Origin of the sequence: Pseudoalteromonas sp. J010, assembly GCF_003934235.1 — a bacterium.
In the GTDB taxonomy this organism is placed as follows: domain Bacteria; phylum Pseudomonadota; class Gammaproteobacteria; order Enterobacterales; family Alteromonadaceae; genus Pseudoalteromonas; species Pseudoalteromonas peptidolytica.
In genome coordinates, this window is the sequence record NZ_RDBW01000019.1 from 43,211 (window position 1) to 66,231 (window position 23,021).

Genomic DNA, 23,021 nt, shown 5'->3' on the forward strand with positions numbered 1-23,021 from the left:
TATCTCTGTATTAATTTTTCATAATGCCAATATCAAGAGGTAGCGTCATGCGATAACTACTGTCTGTTGCTTGGAAAGGCTGCGTCCCATGCCAAAAATAAGAAGGGAAAATAACAATCTGACCTCGCCTCGGTTTGACCGATTTGAATGGTGGAAAATCATATGGTGGCGCCAATGGTGGGCGGCCAAATTCAATGAGGCCGCTGTTACTATCGTCTTCGGGTGTATTGATGTATAGCACGACGCTTATCCAACCAGCAGGGTGAATATGGCTAACATGAAACCCCTGCTCACTGAGCTTAACGGACCAAGAGCCTGTAATTTTTTTCTCACTATGCAAGTGAGCTAGAAAAGGATGATCTTGCTCTGCACTTAGCTGATTAAGGCACCTATCGACATCGGCTAATAATTGCGTTTTGGTTTTTGCAATAATATCGATGTCTCTATTTAGGAGGCCTCCCGATATTTGCGAACCGTTGACCAAGGTCTGCTCACTGGGAGCTTGCTTTCCCTGATGAAGCGCAAGTAGGCAAGCTTCAAGCTCTTGTAAGAAGGTTTCACTGCTGTCATAACCCTTTGGCGCTGACAGGGTTGTTGTAAGTACAAAGCTGGGATCGCATAAATGCTGGTGCTTCTGCTCGTCCGTTGCCCGATAAAGCACGCTTAGCCAAGCAAGCGCAAGTTGTGAGTCTGGCCGCTGTTTGAGTACATTTAAAAGTAATTGATTAGCGACATCAAAATTGCCCAACTGCAGCGCAAACTTAGCTTGCTCACATAATCGGTCATGCTCAGGTGCTATTTTGTTGGCGTTATCTAAATGTTGAAAAGCATTATCAAAACGCTCTTCTTTGGCAGCTAAACGACCCAGAAGTGTCTGCATTAGAGATGATGAAGAAGCAAATCCTGAATGTGTTATACAAGCTTTACATGCTTGATATTGGTTAGTATTCCAATACAGCTCAGCTAAACACTCCGTCAGTTCACGTTTGTTATCTGTCGCTGTATACAACGCTTCCTTTATACTTATTGCAAATAGTTCATGCTGACCATTTTGCCAATAAAGCTCATTGAGTGCTTTGTGTACTGTCGTATTATACGGTGTTACTTTTAAGGCATGTTGGTAGGCTTGTTGTGCAAGCTGAAATTGACCATTGGCAAAATAGCAATCGCCTAGGTTATACAGTGGCTCATATTGCTCTGGCGCTTGTGTGTGTACAAATTGGAAGCATTGGATAGCCAACTCAAACTTTGCCTGTAACTTGTAACATAAACCAAGATTATGAATAGCTCGAAAGGCTACTGGTGCACCTTGTGGTACTGCTAAGTAGCACTTTATCGCTTCATTAAGGTTATCTTGGGCTTTGTATATGTCTCCAAGGATTTTTGTAAACTGTCCACTACGGTCGGTATCTTGGCCTTTAACAGCCCATTGTGTAGCAGCTGAGAACTTATTTTGTTCAAGATAAAGTAGTGCAAGGTTTTTTATTGTTTCTTGGTTTGTGGGCTGACTGCTCGCTATTTGTAAATAATGCGCTTCGGCTTGAGTATATTGGGCCGATAACCAGTAGCATTTAGCAATATGGTTTAGGATTTCTGATTTTTGAGGGGATAACTTATACGCGGTACTTAAAGATGAAATAGCTAGAGGCCAGTTTTCTTGAGCTTTATGGCAAATACCAATAAGGTAGTGAATGTCTGAATGGTTGGAATGAGCAAATTTTTCAAGCATAGATAAAGCCTGACTTGGCTGATTTGCCTGAATGTGATTGAGCGCGTTTTTCAGCGTGGTGTTCATTTCATTCGTTTGCATTGTATTGTTGTTATTTTAAAAGTCGTTTCGGCACGCAAAATAGTAAATTCGCCACACATTAACATAGCGGCTTTCCCTGTTGTAACTACCTCAGCCAATTTACACATTAGAATTAGCCTCACCTCAAGGTTGATTAACTAACTTCTTACCACGAACTTAGGCTAAATAAGAAATTAATGAATCTAAAAGAGTATTGCTTCTTCGTATTGACTAGAGCGTTAGCATAGTTGGAATAAACCAACAGCTTTAAAAATAAGCGTGAAGAAAAGTTAGGCTCATGTCAATATGCCTAAGTTTAAATCAAATAATGAAAAAGGGAGCCTTAGCTCCCTTTAATACATTACGTTCTGGTTAGAATGTGTAAACCGCACTCATGAAGTAGCGAGGGCCGATTACATCATACAGCTCAGGGAAGGTATTCGCTTGTTGCTGAGCATCACCTAGTGGGGTTGGCTCAGTGTCTAGCACGTTTTTAATACCAAATGTTGCTTGAACATTGTCGCTGAAGTGATAGCTGGCACTCAGATCGACATACCATTCGGCTTTTGACACAGGTACTATAGTATTTGTACCCGTATCTTCATCCACTTCGCTCATATAGCGAACTAGCGCCGACAGGCTTAAATCACCAGATGTCCACGTGAAGCGGTTATTACTCTGGAATTCTGGGCGAGGTACAAGACAGGTGTTACCGAACTTACCTTCACAATAAACAGTATCGGTAAAGCCTACACTCGCAGTCTTAAAGTACTCGTCAAGGATTGTGTTCTTTGAGTTAATGTTCAGTACTGAACCATTATCACCAATGCCAAAACCAAGCTCAGTCGTCCAGTTAAAGTTAATGTCATAACCTTTTGTACCTAACTCTGCAATGTTAGCATTCAGCGCTGTTACTAAGTCAACGTTACCATCAGGACGACGTACGATTGCTTTACAGAATTCAGAGTTAGGATCTTTGAGCTGGTTGTAACATACATCTAGGATGTTATTAACACCACCACCTAACACATCAATTGCATCATCTATGGTGATATCGAAGTAGTCAATTGTTACGTCAAAGTTTTCAGTTGGCGTGATAACTAGACCTAGCGTAACCGTTTCAGAAGTTTCTTCTTTCAGGTCTGGGTTACCACCAAAGCTACCTTCAATTTGCGCATTTGCTTGTTCAAATACACCTACTTGAGACGCAGCAACACCGTGCGCTTCACATAGTGCTCTGTCTGTTTGACCTTCTACGAAGCCATCAACACTACAAGGATCTGTTGCACTTGGGAAGCCGTTAGCTGCACCTTGGAATAGCTCTGCAATATTTGGTGCACGTACAGACTCTTGATAACCTGCACGGAATGATACGTACTCGTTTACTGTCCAGTTAATGGTTGTCGCAAATGAGGAAACATTACCGATATTGGAGTAATCAGAAAAGCGACCAGCAAACCATAGTGTAATATCATCAGCAAACGCAGCATCAGTCACCAAAGGAATATCGATTTCTGTGAAGATTTCATCAACACTGTAGTTACCTACAGTTGGTTCACCGGCGTTAAAGCCCAGTACATCACCAGATGCCAAAAACTCATCTGGACGGAAGCTAGAGTCGTCAAAGCGGCTCTCATAACCAATTACAAAGCCTACAGGCATATCCGCAGATGGAACAGTGAATGGCAATTCACCAGCAATATCAAAGTGGAAAATTTCTTGCTTGATATTTGTGACGTTAGATGCACCAACATTAACAAAATCAATAGCTGCTTGCGAGATGTTACCTTCACCAAAAATATTGATTGGCGCACAGCCACCAGACGGGTCTTGACACGCAGTACCGTCGTCGGTCACTAAAATTGCTTGTCTGAATCGAGACTCAGAAACGTCATTATTTAAAAGGTTCGAGCGGTCAAGCTCTGAGCGGCTATAATAAGCGTTATATGCCCAATCGCCGATAAAGCCATCAACACCAACTAGTAAACGCATGGCGTTACGTGTGTCAATTACTTGTCTAGGACCGTTTTCAACCATACGGCGGCCGATAGTTGCAAAAGTGAAGTTACCGTTCGCATCTAACTGGCTGACCATGTTGCCTGTTGGTTCGCCTTCATCATCAAGCTCAGGAACCAAGGCTTTCATTGCGGCTTGTACATCAGCACCAAAGAATGGACTATCAGGGTTGACTACAAGATTGTTTACAAAAGCTGGTGTAGGCGCTAGTTGCGAAGGTACCTCATTACGGATGAAGGACAGTTCACTGTATAAGCGTGTATCGTCGTTCACATAATAATGTGCAAAGGAGTTAAGTGTTAAACGCTCTTGAGGCAATTGAAGGTAGTTGTCAGGTGCATAGTTGAATGCGTCTGCTGATGTGTAAGGTAAGCCTTCGCCATTTGGACCAAAACGCCCTAATGTATCACCATTTGGTAGGGTTGGACCTGCAAATATACGAGTGCCAGGAATACCTGATGAACCACCAGGAACCAAGCCGTTTTCACCTTCCGTTAGCGTTACGCTGGTAAAGTCTCTATCCCCTTGGAAAATCGGCTCGCGCTTGGCGTAACCGATATAGACAGTCGCGTTACCTTTATCGTCAGCAAAATTACCACCAATGGTTAAGTCAGCATTGAATTTTTCACCATCACCTTCTTCTGTGATGTCATACAGCGCTGAAATTTCAGCACCTTCAAAATCGTCTTTCAAACGGAAGTTTACAACACCTGCAAGTGCATCAGAGCCGTATACCGCGCCGGCACCACCGGTGATAATATCTACACCTTCAATCAAAGAAGCAGGAATGGTATTTAAGTCAACAACCCCTGTTTGTGTTGCTGGAACCCAGCGGCGACCATTTACCAAAACCAAGGTACGCTCATCTTCTAGACCACGCAAGTCAACTCGAGCGGTACCATCACCAGGGTTGTTAGAGCTTGGGCCGAAAGAAGGTACGGTTAGTGGCAGCTCAGCAAGCTTTTGCTCGACGTTGAGGTTTCCAGACATAGCAAACTCAGTACCGTCTAATTCGATGACCGGTGTCTTAGCCGTTAACGCTACACGTTGAATACGAGAACCCGTAATCGAAATTCTTTCTACTTCTTCTACTGAACCGTCGTTTGCTTCTTCTGCTGATGCTTGCAAGCCTAAGCTCCCGCCTATCAGACACGCAGAAGTGATAAGCATGCTCACTTTAGAACGCTTAAATTGCTTCATGATATCCCCTGATTAGTATGTTTTGTTTTTGATACCTTTGTTGAGCTTACAAACTCAGTACAAAGGCTTATTAGTATCAGGTCGAGGCTATGATGGAAGTTCAGATTATGCTAGCTGAGATCCACAAGATGAAGGAAAGTAGTGACAACAGGCGAGAAAAAAAAGATCAAAATTTATTTGCATATTACATTATGACAATTTATAACAATAATATGTTAATGGTTGTGACGTGAGATATAAGGAAACGTATCTTATTTTACTCGGTTCTGCGTATGTAAGGTGCCAGATGAAAAGTATGACAATTTTGATGCCCTCCAGTATATCTGAGCTTGGGGCTGAAATGAGTACAAGATTAAAGAGTTCCGATATTAGTTCTCGATTTGTATATTATAATGATATTGTTGATATTATCGAAATAATAAAAGTGGGCGAAATAAGCTGCTTTCTGTTTGACTCTGAAATAGAAGCGTCAGACATGTCGTTGGTTTTGGCTGAGCAGGGAGTTGAAATACCCACGATTAAACTTGGTGTAAATATCAGCTTAAAAAGCCAGGCTGAATTGACATTTAAAGGCCAGACTAGACAGGACACCTTGATAGCTAACCTTACCTATGCTGCATTAGCGCAAGTATCAAGCGAGTCAGAAAATCACTACCTACCAGCCAAGCGATTGATAGTAAAAGATTCAGGTCATATCCACGTTATCAAGGTAGAGGAGTTAGCCTGGGTTGGTGGGGCTGGGAATTATGTTGAATTGCATATGCTCAATCGGCAGCGCTCCATTTTACACCGTGATACCATGTCTGCGATGGAAAAAAACTTAAAAACCTACGGCTTTTCAAGGATCCATAAGTCGTCTTTAGTCAATTTAAATGCCATTACAGAGCTAAAGACGCGAGACAATGGTGATTATGATGTCATATTAGAAAATGGTGACTTGCTCCATCTATCTAGACGTTATAAGCAAAACTTAGCGGCATTGCTGCAGGTAAATAGTTAGCAGACATTACGGTTAGCTAACACCTTTTGCAAAATGAACAAATTCGCTAAATATTGAGTCTTTTATCAGTCTATCAGGGGTAAACGCGTAATAGTTTTGAAAGGTGTTTTCTATCGTACCTAGCAGTGTTACGCCATAGTGACGTTGCAATTCTGCCTTGATAGAAAGCGGCGCTGGAAAAATGCCAAAACCTTGCTGACCTAGAGCCTTCATTAGCGCACTATCGTCAACATGACCTGATACTTTGACTTCGATATTCTGGTCTTGCAACCAGTATTGAATAGAGTTGGTCACAGGGCTGTTTTTCGCGGGTAGTATTATAGACTGTGCTTGTAAAGAAAAAGGGTAATTTTCACGGAGCCGCTCGCAAATTGCAGCAGAGCCATAAAGGCCGATTTGACTCTTGCCAATCTCATGACAGAAAACTTTAAACGGTAAGTGACTGTCTAGTGGTTTGTCAGCAAGTACAATATCAAGCTTATGTGTAGCCATTTGCGCTAATAGCTCTGACTGTTGACCATCAATACAGTGGAGGTTGGCAACTTGTTCATTTTCAATTAATGGTGCGAGCCATTTTGACACAAGCGATTTTGGAATTGCATCTGAGATACCTACTTTCAACGTTCTGTGCATAGCCGCTGCACCATCTTGGGTCGTTTCTAGCCATTCTTTTGCTATTGAAAACATGTCATCTGTGTATTGTTTGGTTAAAATACCAAAATCCGTCAATCTGAGCCCTCTCCCTTCTCTGATAAACAAGGGTTTTCCTAATCTTTCTTCTAAGCTTGATAGTTGGGCACTAATCGTTTGCGGTGTGAGGTGTAGCACTTTACTTGCACCCGCGATACTACCTTCGTTACTGACCTGCCAAAAATAATAAAGATGGTTGAAATTAATATTCATACTGTTCGTAAAAACCTTATGCTTAGTTAGATATAATCAGCTTTTATCTTTTTTTGAACATTAGTAGATTTAGTCATACAGCGCAAGTACTCGTTATTGAACTTGACGTTTTGTGATGAATAGTTGATTTGGTGGACTGAGGTAACAATGAAATTAAACCTGATAGGTGTCAATGAACCAATAGCGGCATCAAACAAAGTAGCATTTATGAAAGTCATAAATAGTGCGCTACACAGCTATACAAAGAATATACGCAAGGTGAATGTAAAAGTCGAAAAGCAAGGTCATAGAGATAACTTTACGCTGTGTCACGTAGAACTGTTGCTGCCGGGACTACCGACGTTAAAGGTAAAAGCGAAGGGAAAAACCTTGCTACAAGCGCTCACTCGCGCACTCCAGAATAGTAAAAAAATACTGAAAGAGAATTATTTTAAACTTAGTCGCTAGCCCAAGGCTAAGTTATTCCGTTCCCAAGCACTTGCAGTGGCAAGGATGCCACGCAATTTTCTAAAGTTAATAGAAAATCCACCGATAACAAGGCTCAAGGAAATCATATCGGTCAGTAACAATGAGTGTTAATTTTTTAATTCACAGTCCCGCGCGCTCTGCAATACCTGAAAAGGTACTTGATCCAGACACTGAAAAGTCATCTCAAGCAGAACAATCCAGTCAAGCCCAGCCCGTTCGGTTATCAGAAGAAGAAATGGCTAAATTATCTGGAGAAGAAGCGAAAAAGGAGCAAGATGAAGCTGCCTTACCTGAACATATTCAAAAAATGGTTGAAAAGCTTGAAGAGCTGAGAGAGAAAATAAAAGAAGAACAAGAATTGCTAGATAAACTCAAAGCGAGCGATTCATATCCCGAAGAAATGAAAGCTGAATTAGTGGTACAAAAGCTTGAATATATCATGGCGATGCAGAATCAGGTGATTGAACTGACGAAAAACATCCAAGATGCACTCAAAGAAGCGGGGATCACTGATCCTGGCATTTTGCTAAAAGCGCTAGCCTAGTAGCCCTACCAATAATATTTTACCTTGAGCCATGTTGGGGCGCTGACAACATAAGTCTATTCTCATATTGTCAGCTGTTTTGTATAAGCGTTTAAGTTTGGGAAATGGTTTAGAAACCAGTTGTAAGGTTTTTACCCTTAAGCTTCTTCTGGTAATGCTATCTAAAAAAGCGTATGACGTTGAGTTTAAGGCAGAATGACAAGCGCTAAGCATATCATCGGTAATTTGTTGCTGATGGATTGCTTGGTAACCCGCTTGATCCGATAATTGCCCTGCTGAGGCTGCTAATACACAGATAGCATAAACATCAAACACACCGATAGCGCGTACTTTTTGGCTGCTGGGATCTTCGTATGCCACCATCATGCAAGGTAAGTTGTCAGCATCATATTCCATTTTCATAATTTGATAGAGTCTTAACTCAGAGTCAATATGCTTATTCATTAGCTTTTCTAATTGACCGACTTGTGGAAGTGGGATTCCTTTGTGCAGTGTATGGATCTGTCTTGTTTTGTTGTTTTCTTCCGCGGCGATAACCAGTGGCATTATTTTGTTGTGCAGATCGTCATCTGCAAAAGGTTTGGATAACACAAATTCAGCGCCATAGTCTAAAGCGAGCTTAATTTGCGCTTGGTCGTCTACGGTGGTTACCATCGCCATGGTTATATCGAGTCTCTTTTGTTTTATCGCTTTAACTAATGCCAACCCAGAAATATCTGGCATGTGCCAGTCGGTAAGTACAATGTCAGGTTGCCAAGCACCTATAATTTTTAATGCTTCTTTTGCACTCTGAGCCTTTTTAATCAACAGTTTACGATATCTAAAGCGCGCCAAGCCGCGACTTATAATTTCCAGCGTTGCAGCACTATCGTCTACGAGCAATATCTTCACAAAAAACCACTTTATTGAAAAATATAGATTTATTATAGGCACGATTTTTAACCAATACTAAAATGAATAAGAGAAATAAATAGGTGTCCGATATGCTATTTGACAAACTACCTACCGATGTACTTGTATACATGGCGGTAAACTTTGGATTACTAATATTAGCTTTTTGGTTTTATATTCTATTACTTATTCTAAGAGAGTTTAGGTTATTTGCTACCAAGACAAGTGGTGCTAATGGTAGTACCAATGCGGAGCAACAATATCTATTGCAGCACTGTAGAGAAGCAATTAATAAATCAATGAGGTTTGTGGAAGATAATCAGCAGACGATTCATGAGCTTGCTAGTTTGCAAGTAAATCTGGAGCAGCAACTTGCGGAACTTCGCCTATCAACACAAGGACAGATCACAGCTGAAGAGCAAATTAAAATAGACGACCTCAACAGCAAATTAGTGAAATCCCATCGGTTAATTAAAAAATTAAGAGGAGACCTTGCCAAGAGCCTAGATAGACTAAAAGAAACTCGGCAAAAACTTTACGATCATTATAGGTCGACTGATGAACTGCAAAAAGAAAATGAGTCCCTTAAGCAGCAGTTAGAAGCGTCTAAAACGTCAGGTGGGGGATCTGAGCAGGAGCTAGAGCAGCTTGTAGCTACTTTTGAAAAAGAGCGCCAAGATATGGCTCAAACTATTAATGAATATAAAAGGCAAATTGCAGAGCAAAGCCAAGCTCTCCAACAATTGATGGTTCAAGAGCAGGAAGTTGAAGACGGTCCAAAACTTCAAGCTATCCAAAAAGAACTCGAGCAGACAAGAGATGCGTTAGAGCACCTATCCAAAGAAAAGAAATTCATAGAAAGTAGATATTTAGAAGTTGTCAAAAATCAAACTAAATAGTTAACAAAATGTTTTATTGTGCGTGACTTTTGCTTCGGGTTTATGTAAGGTTTACTAAATTAGATTACCTGAATTACCGTCGGTACATAACACATTATCATTAAAAAAGGTCTTAAAAATAAACATGTTATAGAGCCGATATCAAAGCTGTAAGCGGGCTATATGGCAACTTTGCGATCGTGTGTGTTGTGAGTACGTAGGTGTTGGTAAAAGGATTAATACATGGCTTATATTCCCGATACGAGTGCACAAGACTCGGTAGTTGAAAAACCTAAAAAAAATAAAATAGTTATCGGTATAGTCTGCGCTTTTATCGTAGCGCTTCTTTTCTTGCTGGAGCCGATAGTTGGTCAGTGGCTTAGTGGTCAGAGTGCAATTTCCAGTGACAAAATACATATTTCAGCAGTTAAGCAAGGTGACTTTGTTCGCGATATTTCTGTTCAGGGTAAGGTCGTTGCCGCAAGGCGTCCAACTATCTATAGCCCTGCTGAGGGGACGGTGACTTATTTGGTTGAGTCAGGCGATAGTGTGATTGAAGGACAAACTTTAGCTGTGATTGATAGCCCAGAGCTAAAAAGTGAGTTTGCTCAGCATCAAGCTGAGTTAAATCGGCTTGATACCGAGTTGCAGCGACAGATCATTCAAGCTAAAAAGCAAGAGCTGGCGCAGGAGAATTATTTGGGCAAAGCAACCGTTGTGCTCAATGCTGCAAAACGAGAGATGCGTCGTTCAGAAGACGGTCTGAAAACACAAGTTGTAAGTGATATTGACTATCAAAAAGCGAAAGATGATCTGGAAAATGCTAAACGTGAGTATCTTCTGGCTTTAAAAGAAGTTGATTTACAAAAAGAAAGTCAAAAGTTTGAGATCCGAACTAAGGAACTTGAGCTTGAAGCACAAAAAGTAAAAGTGGCAGAGTTGGAGCGTCAAGTTGACGCTTTAAAGATAGTGTCACCCGTCAGTGGCTTGATAGGCAACTTAGCGGTAGAGCAGAAGAACTCTGTCGCGAAAAATCAACCTTTGCTAAGTGTAGTAGACCTTTCAAAATATGAAATCGAAGTGCAAATACCAGAGAGCTACTCTGACGATTTAGCGCTTGGGATGCTCGCTGAAATCAACTTAAGCGGTCAGTTATACGAGGGAGAAATTGTTGCCATCTCCCCGGAAATAGAAAACGGCCGCGTAGCTGGGAAAATCAGATTCAAAGAAGGTGCTATTCAAGGGCTTCGGCAAAATCAAAGATTAACCAGCCGCATCATAATAGAACAAAAACAGAATATTGCTTATCTGCCGCATGGGCAGTATTTAGAAGCATATAATGGCCAGTTTGCATATGTGGTAAAGGAAAACACGGCGATTAAAACACCAATACGGATAGGATTGAGAAGTATTGGTCAGGTTGAAGTGCTCTCGGGGTTGAATGTCGGAGATCAGGTCATTACGTCAGATGCTCGGATTTTTAAAGATGCCCCTAGTGTGAAAATTATTCAATAAAGGATTAGCACTATGCTGTCGATGCGTCATCTCTCAAAAGCTTATCATACTGACACCATAAAAACTCAAGCTTTACAGCCATTTGACCTTACAATTGAGCAGGGCGAGTTTGTGGCAATAATAGGCCCTTCTGGTTCAGGTAAAACCACCTTCTTGAATATTACAGGGCTGTTGGAAGATTTTTGTGAGGGAAGTTATGAGCTCGATGGCGTTAATGTTGAACACTTAAGTGATAAAGCAAAATCAAAGCTGAGAAATGAAAAAGTAGGATTTATATTTCAGAGCTTTAACTTAATTCCAGAGCTAACTCTCTATGACAATGTAGATATGCCGCTACGTTATCGTAAATTATCTTCAAAAGAGCGCCATGAACGTATTATGGATGCGCTTGGGAAAGTGGGGCTGGCATCGCGCAGGGATCACTACCCCGCACAGTTATCTGGTGGGCAACAGCAGCGGGTTGCGATAGCACGGGCAATTGCTGGTAAACCATCATTTTTGTTAGCAGATGAACCAACGGGTAACTTAGATAGCAAAATGGCAGAAGGGATCATGGCATTGCTTGAAGATATTAATGCCCAAGGCACCAGTATTGTGATGGTTACCCATGACCCTAATCAAGCAGCCAGGGCACAGCGGGTTATTGAGATCCGCGATGGTATATTGAGCGAAGGTAAGAGAATTGAAAAAGCGATAGCGTAAGGAATAATTATGCTTGGATATTATCTTAAATTAGCGCTTATCTCTTTAAAAAAGACGCCGTTTTTGTCCTTCTTAATGATTATCACTATTGCTATTGGCATTGGCGCTGCAATGACGACGTATACGGTAAGCTATTTGCTGGCGAAAGACCCGATCCCTTCCAAGAGTGAAAAATTATTTAATGTTCGTCTGAATAGTTTTGGACCAGATAAGCCATTTAATATTGCCAAAGGTAAGGAAGTCCCTCCAACGATTCTTACTTACCAAGATGCAATGAATTTGCAAAATGCTCAGCAAGGTGTGCGACAGACCCCACTTGGTAGTTTTAAGATGATGACTCGCGGCATTACGCAACCTGTCACTGAAGCAAAAATGACTGCCATCAGAAGTGCATATCGCGATATGTTCAGCATGTTTGATGTACCGTTTAAATTTGGCGGGGCATGGGATGAAGTTGCTGATAAAGAAGGATTACAAGTTGCAGTGATTAGCCAAGAGTTGAATGACAAGCTGTTCCTTGGAGAAAACTCAGTTGGTAAGTCTTTACTTATTGGTGAGTCCTCTTATCAAATAGTTGGTGTGACTGAAGATTGGTATCCTATTCCAAAGTTTTTTGACTATCGAGTGAGAGCATATAACAAACCAAGAGATATTATTATTCCATTTAATACTCAAATTAATAATGAGTTGTGGACAAGTTCAGACGTCTCATTCTTATGCTGGAAAGAACCATCTGACGATTCTTTTTCAGCAATATTAGCATCAGAATGTGTGTGGGTTTCATATTGGGTGGAGCTAGCGTCTGAGGCGGATCGAAGTCGCTACCTTGATTTTTTGCACCGCTACTCGATGGAGCAGCGAGAGTACGGACGTTTTCTTCGCGAGCCACTACATCAGTTGTTCAACGTCAAAGAAGATCTAGTTGATAGAAAAGTACAGAAAGAGGACGGCAATATAGCACTGTGGCTTGCGTTTGCGTTTCTTGGTGTATGTTTGCTCAACTGCATGGCGATGATGGTAGCAAAATTTCACACTAAGACAGGTGAGGTTGGTTTACGCAGGGCTGTTGGTGCATCTAAACAAGATATTGTCGCGCAATTTTCCATCGAGACTTGCATTGTGGGACTGCTTGGCGGTGGTTTAGGGTTGTTGCTAGCACAATTTGGTTTGGTGGTAACGGCTCAGCTCTATAGTCATCTATATGCCGAAATGTTAGAAATGACATTTGGCATTGTAGTGATGACTATTGTATTGGCTATTACTAGCGCGATGGCTTTTGGCTTGTTACCTATTTTGCATGCAGCAAAGGTGCAACCATCTAGTCAGCTGAAAAGCCTATAGGAGCCTATATATGAAAGACTTACTACCAATTTTAAAAACCTTTAGAAAAAATAAAGTCTCTCCTTTGCTGCTGATACTTCAGATAGCCTTAACTTTTACCATTCTAGTGAATGCCATTTTTATGATGGTAACAAAAGAAAATGAGCTAATTCAGCCAACAGGATTAAGTGAGAGTCAGCTATTTAGTTTCAGCACAAATCTTGAGGGAAGTGACGAAGAAAAGCACGCAGCATTAGATACCGATTTAGCTGATATTCAAGCGCTTGCCAGTGTTGAGAGCGCAAGTACCATAACCAGTTTACCACTGACCAATTGGGGTCGCTCGCTTGCGGTTGGCTTAACTCCAGAGGATGAAGATAGAGTCACGCATGCAGGGTATTATGGGTCGGATGAAACGGTGGTTGATACGCTCGGGCTTAGGGTTGTTGCAGGAAGAAGCTTTCAGCATAACGATGTGGTGCACAAATATTTTGATGGTCATACAGCATCAGCTAGCGTGCTGATCTCGCAAGACCTTGCTTATAAAATTCGCCCTAATGATTGGAGAAGTGTGGTTGGCGAAACCATATACGTGCAATCTGTACCCCAAAAAGTCGTTGGTATCGTCGAGACTATGAAATCTCCATGGCGGTTCTGGTATGCGTATGATATGGCTGTGATCAGTTCAGTAAAAGAGCATTATGAGCAAAGTATTATTGTAGTCAGAGCCGTGGAGGGCCAAAGAGAGCAAGCGATGAGCGAAGTACATCAGCTTTTATTCAAAAAGCCAGCAAGGCAAGTGGATAACTTTAAGTCATTCGAGCAGATAAAAGCCGAGAATTTGCAAGCTGACTATGCGGTATCCCAAACCCTAAAAGTGGTGATAGCGGCACTAGCATGCGTGACTATTTTGGGCATTTTTGGCCAAGCACGATACACAGTATTAAAGCGCAAAAAGCAAATAGGTACGCGTAGAGCGCTAGGTGCGACACAAGGTGATATTCTGCGTTATTTTATGATTGAAAACGCAGTTGTATCATTACTTGGCGTATTGCTCGGTACAATTGTTGCTATTATTGCAAACATCTATTTGGTCAATTATTTTGGGCTAACGAGTGTGCCAGGTGAGTACTTGATTAGCGGTGCCATTGTCATGGTTATTGCAGGCCAACTAGCTGTCTACTACCCAGCAACGACAGCTTCTAAAGTACCACCGGCAATAGCAACTCGAGCTGCTTGATTGTTGGCTAGATAGGTATAAAGTGACGAGCTATATATTAAGACCCTCATGATTTTGCTAGAATACAGCATGGAGGCTCGAAAATATTATGCTTAAAATCTCAAATAACGTTACGCTTGCCCCTTGGGAGATAGACATTACAGCTATTCGAGCTCAAGGCGCTGGTGGTCAAAATGTCAATAAGGTGTCTAGTGCTATTCATTTGAGGTTTGATGTGAATCGCTCTACTTTGCCCGCTTTTTACAAAGAACGCTTACTTGCGCTAAAAGACTCAAGGATCACCAAAGAAGGCGTAATTGTATTAAAAGCCCAGAGTTTTCGAACCCAAGAGCTGAATAAAGAGGATGCCTTAGCGAGGCTAAAAGCGCTTATTCTAGAAGCAACTAAAGTTGAGAAAGCCCGCAGAGCCACTAAACCGACAAAAAGTGCTCAAAAAAAGCGATTGAATCAAAAAACCAAACGCGGTCAAACCAAAGCATTAAGAGGCTCGGTAAACTGGTGAGGTAAAGGCTCACCAGAGCCAATTCTATCTCGACCTTTGAAAGTTTGCTCTCAATAAAGACTGGTTTTTATGTTTATTCATTTTGTATATCGTGAGTTAGCGCACTCCTCACCCAAGCCTTAAACTGTCTAAGTTTCAGATAATCAATGCCTCTCTAGCAACCGATTTAAAATGTAAAAACGTCCTCAAACTTTTCACCATTGTTTAAGCGTTCTAAATTTAATACCAATTTTCTTAATTAAGTGGCCTATGTTGAGGGGAGAAAATCTTGTCGATAACCCCGCTACCGCGTCCTGCTATCGCCAAGGTACCTAACTTCGTGTAGGCAAGGCAAAAATTTTGCTATTTAGTTGTTCTAAAAGAAATTTTTAACGCTGTTAGCGTCAGATTTACTCCTTCAAATTGAGCAAGTACTAAGTCAAATTGGTATAAGTAGAGATCTTTTGGTTTTAAAGGCTCGATTGCTATTCTATCGCTGTTAATTTGTAATTAATTTTAACCTTTTACTTTTCAATGTGATAGAGGTTTTTTCCTATATTAATACAAAACAGTAGTTTACTTTTTGCACTGAAATGTTAAAAAGTAACAATAAGATTTATTTTTTGTGTTAGTAAGTAACACTCGCTGCGCAGCCTTGGTAGCACATACCGCAGTTTTAAGTTTCTCAGAGTCGCAATATTAATAACGGCTCTGCTACTGGTTTAAAAAAAGAAAAGGAACAATAAAATGTCAAACCTAGTCACTGATATTGGTAAACACAACCCAAAGCGTAGTAAGTTGAGTGTCGCTGTATCCTCCATATTATTTGGACTTACTCCTTTTTGGGTTCTCGCTGAAACTGCGGCAAAAAATGACAGCGATGTCAGTGTTGAGTCGCAAAACGAAGCTATTGAAGTTATCGAAGTGCGTGGGATCCGAGGTAGCATTAATAGTGCGCAAAACATCAAGCGTTTTGCTGACACCGTAAAGGATGTAATCACAGCCTCAGATATTGGTGCATTACCGGATAAATCAGTGACAGAGGCATTACAACGAGTTCCCGGTGTGACCATAGAGCGATTTGCATCATCAGATGACCCTAAGCATTATGCTGATGAAGGTACTGGCGTACTGGTTCGGGGTTTGGATAGAGTTCGATCTGAGGTGAATGGCAGAGATGCTTTTAGTGCCAATCCCTCAGGGGGGCTAAGTTATGAAGATTTTCCTGCCGAGCTACTCGGTGCGGTAGAAGTGGTTAAAAACCAAACTGCGGATCTGATCTCCGGTGGTATATCCGGCACGGTAAACCTCATTACACGTAAACCATTTGACTCTGATGAGCAGCTTATTTCCTTTAATGCAAAAGCGAACTATGGCGATTTTAGAGATGAAGTGACTCCCTCGTTTTCTGCACTTTTCTCAGATAGTTGGGAAACCAAAGGGGGCAAATTTGGGTTTCTTATTGCGGCTTCTACATCAGAATATCAAACTCGAGGTGATGGTGTTGGCTTAGGTAATTTCCATTCCCGAGGGGATTCCTTTGTTCCTACCTTAGATCAATGGGGTGGCATAACAGGCGTTGACCCCTCATCTCCTGTAGATGGTCCCGCTTTGCCTGGGCAACCTGAAGGTAGCGTTTGGCATGTGCCTGTCGCTATACATATGAGTACGGCGACGAATGACCGTAAAAGAACAGGCGTTACGTCATCGCTACAGTGGGCAAACGCTGATGAAACCATTGTTGCAACCATAGAGCATATTTATTCTGAGGCATCGCTTGAATGGAATGAACGTCAAATAGGCCAAGCGGCGCAAGGATTTAAAAGTTATATGGGCTCGTCACAAAATTGGATGGACGATGTGGCAAATGGCTTCCCACTTACCACCGAAGGTGGCTTTGTGACATCGGGCATTGCGTTAGGTGTGAGTCCAGAAACTCCATTTTTTTACCGTAGCCGCTGGAACTATAATGAAAATACAGTCAAAGACACCTCATTTAAGTTAACCCTAAAGCCAATAGACAGGTTAACGGTAGAGTTTGACTATCAACGCATCGACTCTGATAAAGACGTACAAAACTACAGTATGTCAGGACAGACCCGAGGCAATCATGTTCATGTTGTTGCGCCTTACTTCCTAGATATGCGTGGTTCAAGACCTACCGTAGAGTTTCTAAGTGATAACCTGCTCACTGCTGGCTGGTCACCGAATGAAGATTGGAACGGACCTGTGCCTAACGTCTTTTTAGGCAGTGGCATGGAGCAGGTTGAACGAAATACGGCAGAGTCAGATAGCTTTAAATTAGATTTTAAATATGAACTTGATGGTCACTTTACCAGTGTAAGTTCAGGTTTTTATATGTCAGATAAAGACTTAACCGTTCGTGATACCGCCTATGAAGGCTGGTCTGCCATTGGAACACCATGGATCCAAGATGATCGTAATGCGGCAGCTGCTGTTAATCGTCCTGAGTTATTTGAACGTGTTGACTTTTCAGATTATTACGATGGGAAAGTACTCATGGGTACGGTCAATGACTTTTTATTTCCTCGAATGGAGCTGGTAAAGAATTATGCGGCATCTTTACGCCAAGGGTGTCGTGAGGGCTGGCATAATGCCACCATTAGTGCGGAAAATAATGGGGTATGTTCTGGCACTTATGTTCCTTATGAAGATAAACCTAATCGAGTAGAGGGACCTTTTGCTGCCTATAATATCAGTGCAACAAACGAGAAGCGCACAGAGTTTTATGTTCGCGGTGACTTTGACATTGAGTTTCAAGGTATTCCAGTTGTCGGTAATGTTGGCCTGCGTTACGTAAACTATCAGTTGGAGTCAACAGGTGCATTGGTTCAACCAGCATTAATTAAGCGAGGAGCAGAGGGCAGTTCATTAAATAACGTGATGCAGCAACCGCAATACAAGCGCTATTACGACATTGCTGGAGGTGAGTCGGAACTGAGTACGGTGGATGGTACTGACTACAGCGCAGTGTTACCCAGTTTAAACCTTAGTTTTGGCGTGTCCGAAGATGTAGTAGTGCGCTTTGGTGCGTCAAAAGCGTTGTATTATCCAAGCCTAGTAGCAGCAAGAAATATTAGTATTCTTAACTTGGATTATGTACCAGTGCTACAGACGCCTGGTGCAGATTACGATGAGGTCACAAATCCTATTGTCGGGCTGGATGATATAAACCTGACGGCGCTTTCTGGTAATCCAAATATTGAACCTGAAGAAGCGATTAATACAGATTTAACCACTGAGTGGTATTTTGCTTCCGCAGGATACGTGACTTTGGGGCTGTTCCACAAAAAGTTAGATAACATTATTCGTGACCGAGCGTTCGACCTTGACGTGGCCTATGGCAGTGAAGAATACAATGTATCAGCCTATGGCCCTGCCAATACTGGCTCAGGTACTATCAAAGGGGTAGAGTTTTCTTACTCGCAATTTTACGACATGTTACCGGGTGCGTGGAGCGGTCTAGGGCTACAATTTAATTTCACTTATATCGATCAAAACGGTTTGGAAGATCCAAACGAAATATCGAAAGGCACGCTAGGGTTTGACGAAGATGGCAACCCGCTAGATGATAACCGTAATACGTTTAGGGTTTTTAGTGGTTTGCCGCTACAAGGCTACTCAGATCAAAACTTCAATATCATTGGCATGTACGAATATGAAGACATCTCATTTCGTCTTGCTTACACATGGCGCTCAGAATATTTATTAACACTCAGAGAGTCTGAAGAGTATGTACCAGCATACGCAGAGGCGTCAGCGATGGTAGATGCAAGTCTCTACTACACCATTAACGATAATTGGAAAGTTGGCTTTGAGGCTAGCAATATTTTGGACACAGAGACCAAAACTAAATATCAAATGGATCAGAGTGGAACTAAGACACAAGCGCTCAACTTCACCACCGACAGACGCTTTGCTTTAAGTGTACGTGCCACTTTTTAACGCTGTGGCCTGGATTGGTATGAGCTAAGTAGGAAGCTAACTCAATGAAGAGAGTAATGACAAAGGGCTCTGGAGATCTAGACAAGTTAAACGGTAGCGGATGGGATATTTTGGCTGAAGAAGTCAGTTTGCCTGTTGCGGTAGTTAGGCAGCAGGCAATAACCCATAATGCCCATTGGATGGCACAGTTTACCCAAGCAAGTGGAGCCCTTTTGGCTCCTCATGGTAAAACAACGATGTCTCCAGAGTTATTTGGATTGCAAATAGCCCATGGTGCGTGGGCTATTACCGTAGCCACAGTAGCGCAGCTATCTGTGGCCGTCGCTGCCAAAGTGCAGCGGGTGATCTTGGCAAACCAACTTGTCGGTGTGTACCACTTTAAACAAGTTGCAAACATGCTCCGTGATACTGACGTTGAACTCTATTGTTTTGTGGACTCTATTGACAATGCCCAAGCACTTGGAGCCTTTTTTAGTACATGCTCGTTGCGCCTTTCCATTTTATTGGAAGTGGGTGTGATGGGAGGGCGCGCTGGTTGGCGTGATCTTAATACGTTAGGGGAGCTAGCCGAAGCATGCCAAGCTTATCCTTGCTTAAATATTGCAGGTATTGGATTTTATGAGGGAGTGATCCATGGCGATGATGCCAAGGAGCAAATCCAGCAATTTGTTGATGCGGTGATGAAAACGGCGAAGAGATTACAGCAGCAAGGTATATTTTCAGAGGCCTTGCCTATCATCTCGGGCGCAGGCTCTGCATGGTACGATGTTGTGGCAAGTACTTTTAATCAAAGTCCACATGCTGAGCAATTTCAGTTGGTACTGCGCCCAGGTTGCTACCTAATCCATGATACTGGTATCTATCATGATGCTCAACATGCGGTATTGTCGCGATCCCAACTTGCATGCGACATCGGCGATAGTTTGCAGTCAAGTTTAAGCATTTGGGCATACGTACTTTCTACACCTGAGCCGAACATGATAATCGTTGGACTGGGCAAAAGAGATGTGGCTTTTGATGCAGGCATGCCAACCCCTGAGCTGATGTATTCTGTACACGCAAAGCAGCTCCGAGGGATAAATGGTGCGCTTAAAGTGGAAAAAATCATGGATCAACATGCGCTGATCAGTGCGCAGTCTGAATGTGAAGTGGCAGTGGGCGATATGATTTGTTTTTCGACATCCCACCCTTGTCTTACTTTTGATAAATGGCGGGAAATTGGCGTCGTTGAGCAGGGCTGGGTGATCACTCATACTATTCCAACCTATTTTTAATTAATACCCAATTACTCCTTCAAATTGAGTAAGTATTAAGACAAATGGTATAAGGCGACGCAGTGGATATTATTAGCAAAATTAAAGAAGGCTTGGGTCATTTTAGTCCGGCTGAAGAGAAAGTCGCACGGTTGATTTTGGCTGAATTGACCTTTGCGGCGAGCGCTACTATTGGTGAGTTAGCTGAAAAAGCGCAAGTGAGTCACGCCAGTATTACACGCCTTGCACGTAGTTTAGGGTGTCATAACGTACGTGACCTTAAATTTAGGCTTACGCAATCAGCGGCAATTGGAGAGCGCTTTACGAGTGCTGAGCCTATCGAAAAAGAAAAAATCTCTCAGGTTTATACCTCGATCCAAGAGATTTTGACCCTCAATGCTGGATTAATCGACGAAGCAACGGTAGAGCAAGCCAGTGAGATAATTTGTGCGACACGTCATTGCCTCATTTTTGGTGTTGGCGGTGGCAGTAGCTTGATGGCACAAGAGTGTCAAAATCGATTATTTCGTTTAGACGTGCTCAGTAATGCCCATTGCGACCCGATGATGATGCGCATGGTTGCTGCGACGGTAAACAAAGGAGATGTGGTGATTTGTTTATCGCTAAGTGGCGTCTCTCCTGATGTGAGAGATGCCGCCTTGATAGCGAAAGAATATGGTGCGCAAATTATCGCAATTTGTCCGAACGGTGATTTAGCGAATATAGCTGATCACCATTTACCAATCAAAACACAAGAAAGTGATTATATCTTCAAACCGAGCGCGGCACGTTATGTCATGATGGCTGCGGTAGATATTCTATCAAGCGAAGTTGCTATTCGTAACCAAAAGCGCTCAAGGGAAAAGCTCAGACGATTAAAGACTCAGCTAGATCAACATAGAGATAAAAGTAGTAACTCACCACCTGCTGATAAACGTTTTCCATTGGGGGATTAATGACTGGCGCTTCCAACTATGTGGATACTCTTATTCAGCGTGCAACGGTTTACTTTACGCCACACTCAAAGGCGCAGATAGTCGATGTTGCCATTGATGGAGATAAAATTGTTGCTTTAGGTGATTGTGCTCATGTTATTGCAAGAGAGCGTATTGATGCCATGGGATTAGTGTTGGCACCCGGTTTCATTGATGTGCATACTCATGATGATCTTGAGGTACTGCGAGCGCCGCACATGCTAAGCAAGGTAAGTCAAGGTGTGACTACGGTTATTGCTGGAAACTGCGGGATCAGTGCTGTGCCTTACCGTACAACTTCTACACCCGTAGACCCAATTAACCTTCTAGGTGAAGGCGCTGAGTTTGTCTACTGTGAACTAAAGGATTATCAGCGGGCTTTCAGTGAGGCTGCGCCAAGTGTGAATTTGGCCATGCTAGTTGGACATACCACACTAAGGGCGCAGGTAATGGATGACCTATCTCACGCTGCCACGACACAAGAAGTTAATCAGATGAAAGACTTATTGCACAAGGCAATGATGCAAGGGGCAATAGGTCTTAGCACTGGGCTTGCTTACTATAATGCCAAAGGAGCAGATAAAGCCGAAGTCAACGCACTGGCCGAGGTTGTTACACCATTTGGTGGCATCTATACCACACATCTGCGTACAGAGTTTCAGGGGGTGCTGCGGGCAATGGATGAGGCGTTTTCAACAGCTCAGCATGCCAAGTTACCGCTAGTTATTTCACATATTAAATGTGCAGGCCAAGAAAATTGGGGAAGAGCGCCTGAAGTTTTAGCCCATTTTGAGCAACATCGGCAAACCCATCAAATAAGCTGTGATTGTTATCCTTATGCCGCAAGCGCTAGCACTTTAGATCTAAATCAAGTGACAGGTGATACGGATATTTTTATTACTTGGTCTGAGCCGTACCCTGAGCTGGCAAAGCAGAGCCTGGCAGACATAGCCTTGCATTGGCAAGTATCGCAACTTGACGCCGCAAAACGTCTGCAACCCGCAGGGGCGGTGTATCATTGTATGTTGGAAGATGATGTGCGGCAATTTCTAAGTTACGAGCACAGTATGGTTGGCTCTGACGGCTTACCCTGCGATCCTCATCCTCATCCAAGACTTTGGGGGACGTTTCCCCGAGTACTTGGACATTATTGTAGAGAGCAAAAGTCGCTGCCGCTGGCATTGGCCATCCATAAAATGACAGCGCTGCCAGCTGCCCGCTTTAAGTTAAAACAACGTGGCAGTATACAAATGGGTTACTTTGCTGATCTGGTTTTGTTTGATCCCAAGCGGGTGTTAGATCGAGCAAGCTACAGTAACCCAAAACAACTGGCGACAGGGATAGTGAAAGTGTGGGTGAACGGTACCCTTAGCTATGTGGAAGGCACGACACTAGATAACATCTGCGAACTTGGTCGTGCAGGGCGATTTTTAAATCGTTAAAACTCATTAAAATCATCAAGAGGTTAATATGACAATAAGAAGAATAGGTGCCGAGGGCGGTACAGGAACCGGAGGGCAACATTTACCCTTTGCACGAGCAGTTGAGGCTGGTGGTTGGCTTCAGGTTTCAGGGCAAACACCGATGCGAGACGGGGAAGTTGTCGAAGGCGGGATCGTTGAGCAGTCACGCCTAGCGATTGAAAACTGCATCGCGATCATGACTGAATCAGGCTATGGCCTTGAACATGTCACTCATGTGTCGGTGATATTAACGGATGCAAGATACTTCCAATCTTTTAATAAGGTCTTTGCTGAATACTTTTCAGCACACCCTCCTGCACGGATCTGTATGGTGGCTGATTTGGTCGTGGATTGCAAAGTAGAGGTTGACGTTACTTGTTATAAAGACCAACAGGCGTAGCCATACAAAGCAGCATAA

The 23,021-nt window shown here is 42.6% G+C and carries 18 protein-coding genes; 14 read left to right on the top strand and 4 right to left on the bottom strand.

Annotation, left to right across the window (positions count from 1 at the left end; genetic code table 11):
- Nucleotides 1-10: 10 nt before the first annotated feature.
- Both EAG18_RS11615 and EAG18_RS11620 read right to left on the bottom strand, forming a co-directional pair.
- Nucleotides 11-1,810 carry a tetratricopeptide repeat protein gene (locus EAG18_RS11615; RefSeq protein WP_125252552.1) on the bottom strand — a complete coding sequence of 600 codons (1,800 nt, stop codon included), beginning with the start codon at nucleotides 1,808-1,810 and terminating at the stop codon, nucleotides 11-13.
- A 351-nt stretch (nucleotides 1,811-2,161) separates the two neighbouring features.
- Entirely contained in the window at nucleotides 2,162-5,005 is a 2,844-nt protein-coding gene (locus tag EAG18_RS11620; protein WP_125252553.1) for a TonB-dependent receptor, read from the bottom strand.
- 286 nt (nucleotides 5,006-5,291) lie between these two features.
- Between EAG18_RS11620 and EAG18_RS11625 the strand changes: the two genes are divergently transcribed.
- On the top strand, nucleotides 5,292-6,005 hold the full coding sequence (locus EAG18_RS11625) for a LytTR family DNA-binding domain-containing protein (RefSeq protein ID WP_125252554.1): 714 nt from the start codon (nucleotides 5,292-5,294) through the stop codon (nucleotides 6,003-6,005).
- A 12-nt stretch (nucleotides 6,006-6,017) separates the two neighbouring features.
- On the opposite strand, the gene nhaR is transcribed toward EAG18_RS11625, so the two are convergent.
- Nucleotides 6,018-6,908: a transcriptional activator NhaR gene (nhaR, locus tag EAG18_RS11630; RefSeq protein WP_125252555.1), complete on the bottom strand. Its 891-nt coding sequence runs from the start codon at nucleotides 6,906-6,908 to the stop codon at nucleotides 6,018-6,020.
- 147 nt (nucleotides 6,909-7,055) lie between these two features.
- Here nhaR and EAG18_RS11635 point away from each other — a divergent pair, with 147 nt between their 5' ends.
- The gene (locus EAG18_RS11635; protein ID WP_185745592.1) at nucleotides 7,056-7,355 is read left to right on the top strand and encodes a hypothetical protein; all 300 of its coding nucleotides are present in this window, start codon (nucleotides 7,056-7,058) and stop codon (nucleotides 7,353-7,355) included.
- Between the two features lie 121 nt (nucleotides 7,356-7,476).
- The gene (locus EAG18_RS11640; protein ID WP_125252556.1) at nucleotides 7,477-7,920 is read left to right on the top strand and encodes a hypothetical protein; all 444 of its coding nucleotides are present in this window, start codon (nucleotides 7,477-7,479) and stop codon (nucleotides 7,918-7,920) included.
- Here EAG18_RS11640 and EAG18_RS11645 read toward each other — a convergent pair.
- Complete coding sequence (locus EAG18_RS11645; protein ID WP_125252557.1) at nucleotides 7,912-8,811, bottom strand: response regulator; 900 nt, start codon at nucleotides 8,809-8,811, stop codon at nucleotides 7,912-7,914. The two genes, EAG18_RS11640 and EAG18_RS11645, sit on opposite strands and share 9 nt — an antisense overlap.
- Nucleotides 8,812-8,903: 92 nt before the next feature.
- On the opposite strand from EAG18_RS11645, the gene EAG18_RS11650 reads away from it, so the two are divergent.
- The 11 genes from EAG18_RS11650 (at nucleotide 8,904) to EAG18_RS11700 (ending at nucleotide 23,003) form a co-directional block, all read left to right on the top strand.
- The gene (locus EAG18_RS11650; RefSeq protein WP_125252558.1) at nucleotides 8,904-9,710 is read left to right on the top strand and encodes a chromosome partitioning protein ParA; all 807 of its coding nucleotides are present in this window, start codon (nucleotides 8,904-8,906) and stop codon (nucleotides 9,708-9,710) included.
- 222 nt (nucleotides 9,711-9,932) lie between these two features.
- On the top strand, nucleotides 9,933-11,204 hold the full coding sequence (locus EAG18_RS11655) for an efflux RND transporter periplasmic adaptor subunit (protein ID WP_125252559.1): 1,272 nt from the start codon (nucleotides 9,933-9,935) through the stop codon (nucleotides 11,202-11,204).
- 12 nt (nucleotides 11,205-11,216) lie between these two features.
- Nucleotides 11,217-11,906 (top strand): ABC transporter ATP-binding protein, encoded by a 690-nt coding sequence (locus tag EAG18_RS11660; RefSeq protein WP_125252560.1) that lies wholly within the window; start codon nucleotides 11,217-11,219, stop codon nucleotides 11,904-11,906.
- A gap of 9 nt (nucleotides 11,907-11,915) precedes the next feature.
- The gene (locus EAG18_RS11665; protein WP_125252561.1) at nucleotides 11,916-13,247 is read left to right on the top strand and encodes an ABC transporter permease; all 1,332 of its coding nucleotides are present in this window, start codon (nucleotides 11,916-11,918) and stop codon (nucleotides 13,245-13,247) included.
- Between the two features lie 10 nt (nucleotides 13,248-13,257).
- Nucleotides 13,258-14,466, top strand: coding sequence for an FtsX-like permease family protein (locus EAG18_RS11670; protein WP_125252562.1), 1,209 nt, complete (start codon nucleotides 13,258-13,260; stop codon nucleotides 14,464-14,466).
- A gap of 88 nt (nucleotides 14,467-14,554) precedes the next feature.
- Nucleotides 14,555-14,968, top strand: coding sequence for an alternative ribosome rescue aminoacyl-tRNA hydrolase ArfB (arfB, locus tag EAG18_RS11675; protein WP_125252563.1), 414 nt, complete (start codon nucleotides 14,555-14,557; stop codon nucleotides 14,966-14,968).
- Nucleotides 14,969-15,694: 726 nt separating this feature from the next.
- Nucleotides 15,695-18,913, top strand: coding sequence for a TonB-dependent receptor (locus EAG18_RS11680; RefSeq protein WP_125252564.1), 3,219 nt, complete (start codon nucleotides 15,695-15,697; stop codon nucleotides 18,911-18,913).
- Between the two features lie 56 nt (nucleotides 18,914-18,969).
- Nucleotides 18,970-20,187: an alanine racemase gene (locus tag EAG18_RS11685; protein WP_275557278.1), complete on the top strand. Its 1,218-nt coding sequence runs from the start codon at nucleotides 18,970-18,972 to the stop codon at nucleotides 20,185-20,187.
- A gap of 62 nt (nucleotides 20,188-20,249) precedes the next feature.
- Nucleotides 20,250-21,122 carry a MurR/RpiR family transcriptional regulator gene (locus tag EAG18_RS11690; RefSeq protein ID WP_125252566.1) on the top strand — a complete coding sequence of 291 codons (873 nt, stop codon included), beginning with the start codon at nucleotides 20,250-20,252 and terminating at the stop codon, nucleotides 21,120-21,122.
- The gene (locus EAG18_RS11695; protein WP_125252567.1) at nucleotides 21,122-22,582 is read left to right on the top strand and encodes a D-aminoacylase; all 1,461 of its coding nucleotides are present in this window, start codon (nucleotides 21,122-21,124) and stop codon (nucleotides 22,580-22,582) included. The genes EAG18_RS11690 and EAG18_RS11695 overlap by 1 nt, the downstream gene beginning before the upstream one ends.
- Nucleotides 22,583-22,610: 28 nt before the next feature.
- Complete coding sequence (locus EAG18_RS11700; RefSeq protein WP_125252568.1) at nucleotides 22,611-23,003, top strand: RidA family protein; 393 nt, start codon at nucleotides 22,611-22,613, stop codon at nucleotides 23,001-23,003.
- Nucleotides 23,004-23,021 lie beyond the last annotated feature (18 nt).

What these genes read in the sequence shown, in the direction of transcription:
- EAG18_RS11620 (WP_125252553.1), bottom strand. Translation starts at nt 5,005, where the DNA reads ATGAAGCAATTTAAGCGTTCTAAAGTGAGCATGCTTATCACTTCTGCG.
- EAG18_RS11625 (WP_125252554.1), top strand. Translation starts at nt 5,292, where the DNA reads ATGAAAAGTATGACAATTTTGATGCCCTCCAGTATATCTGAGCTTGGG.
- EAG18_RS11635 (WP_185745592.1), top strand. Translation starts at nt 7,056, where the DNA reads ATGAAATTAAACCTGATAGGTGTCAATGAACCAATAGCGGCATCAAAC.
- EAG18_RS11695 (WP_125252567.1), top strand. Translation starts at nt 21,122, where the DNA reads ATGACTGGCGCTTCCAACTATGTGGATACTCTTATTCAGCGTGCAACG.
- EAG18_RS11640 (WP_125252556.1), top strand. Translation starts at nt 7,477, where the DNA reads ATGAGTGTTAATTTTTTAATTCACAGTCCCGCGCGCTCTGCAATACCT.
- EAG18_RS11700 (WP_125252568.1), top strand. Translation starts at nt 22,611, where the DNA reads ATGACAATAAGAAGAATAGGTGCCGAGGGCGGTACAGGAACCGGAGGG.
- arfB (WP_125252563.1), top strand. Translation starts at nt 14,555, where the DNA reads ATGCTTAAAATCTCAAATAACGTTACGCTTGCCCCTTGGGAGATAGAC.
- EAG18_RS11615 (WP_125252552.1), bottom strand. Translation starts at nt 1,810, where the DNA reads ATGCAAACGAATGAAATGAACACCACGCTGAAAAACGCGCTCAATCAC.
- EAG18_RS11680 (WP_125252564.1), top strand. Translation starts at nt 15,695, where the DNA reads ATGTCAAACCTAGTCACTGATATTGGTAAACACAACCCAAAGCGTAGT.
- nhaR (WP_125252555.1), bottom strand. Translation starts at nt 6,908, where the DNA reads ATGAATATTAATTTCAACCATCTTTATTATTTTTGGCAGGTCAGTAAC.
- EAG18_RS11665 (WP_125252561.1), top strand. Translation starts at nt 11,916, where the DNA reads ATGCTTGGATATTATCTTAAATTAGCGCTTATCTCTTTAAAAAAGACG.
- EAG18_RS11655 (WP_125252559.1), top strand. Translation starts at nt 9,933, where the DNA reads ATGGCTTATATTCCCGATACGAGTGCACAAGACTCGGTAGTTGAAAAA.
- EAG18_RS11670 (WP_125252562.1), top strand. Translation starts at nt 13,258, where the DNA reads ATGAAAGACTTACTACCAATTTTAAAAACCTTTAGAAAAAATAAAGTC.
- EAG18_RS11660 (WP_125252560.1), top strand. Translation starts at nt 11,217, where the DNA reads ATGCTGTCGATGCGTCATCTCTCAAAAGCTTATCATACTGACACCATA.
- EAG18_RS11650 (WP_125252558.1), top strand. Translation starts at nt 8,904, where the DNA reads ATGCTATTTGACAAACTACCTACCGATGTACTTGTATACATGGCGGTA.
- EAG18_RS11685 (WP_275557278.1), top strand. Translation starts at nt 18,970, where the DNA reads ATGACAAAGGGCTCTGGAGATCTAGACAAGTTAAACGGTAGCGGATGG.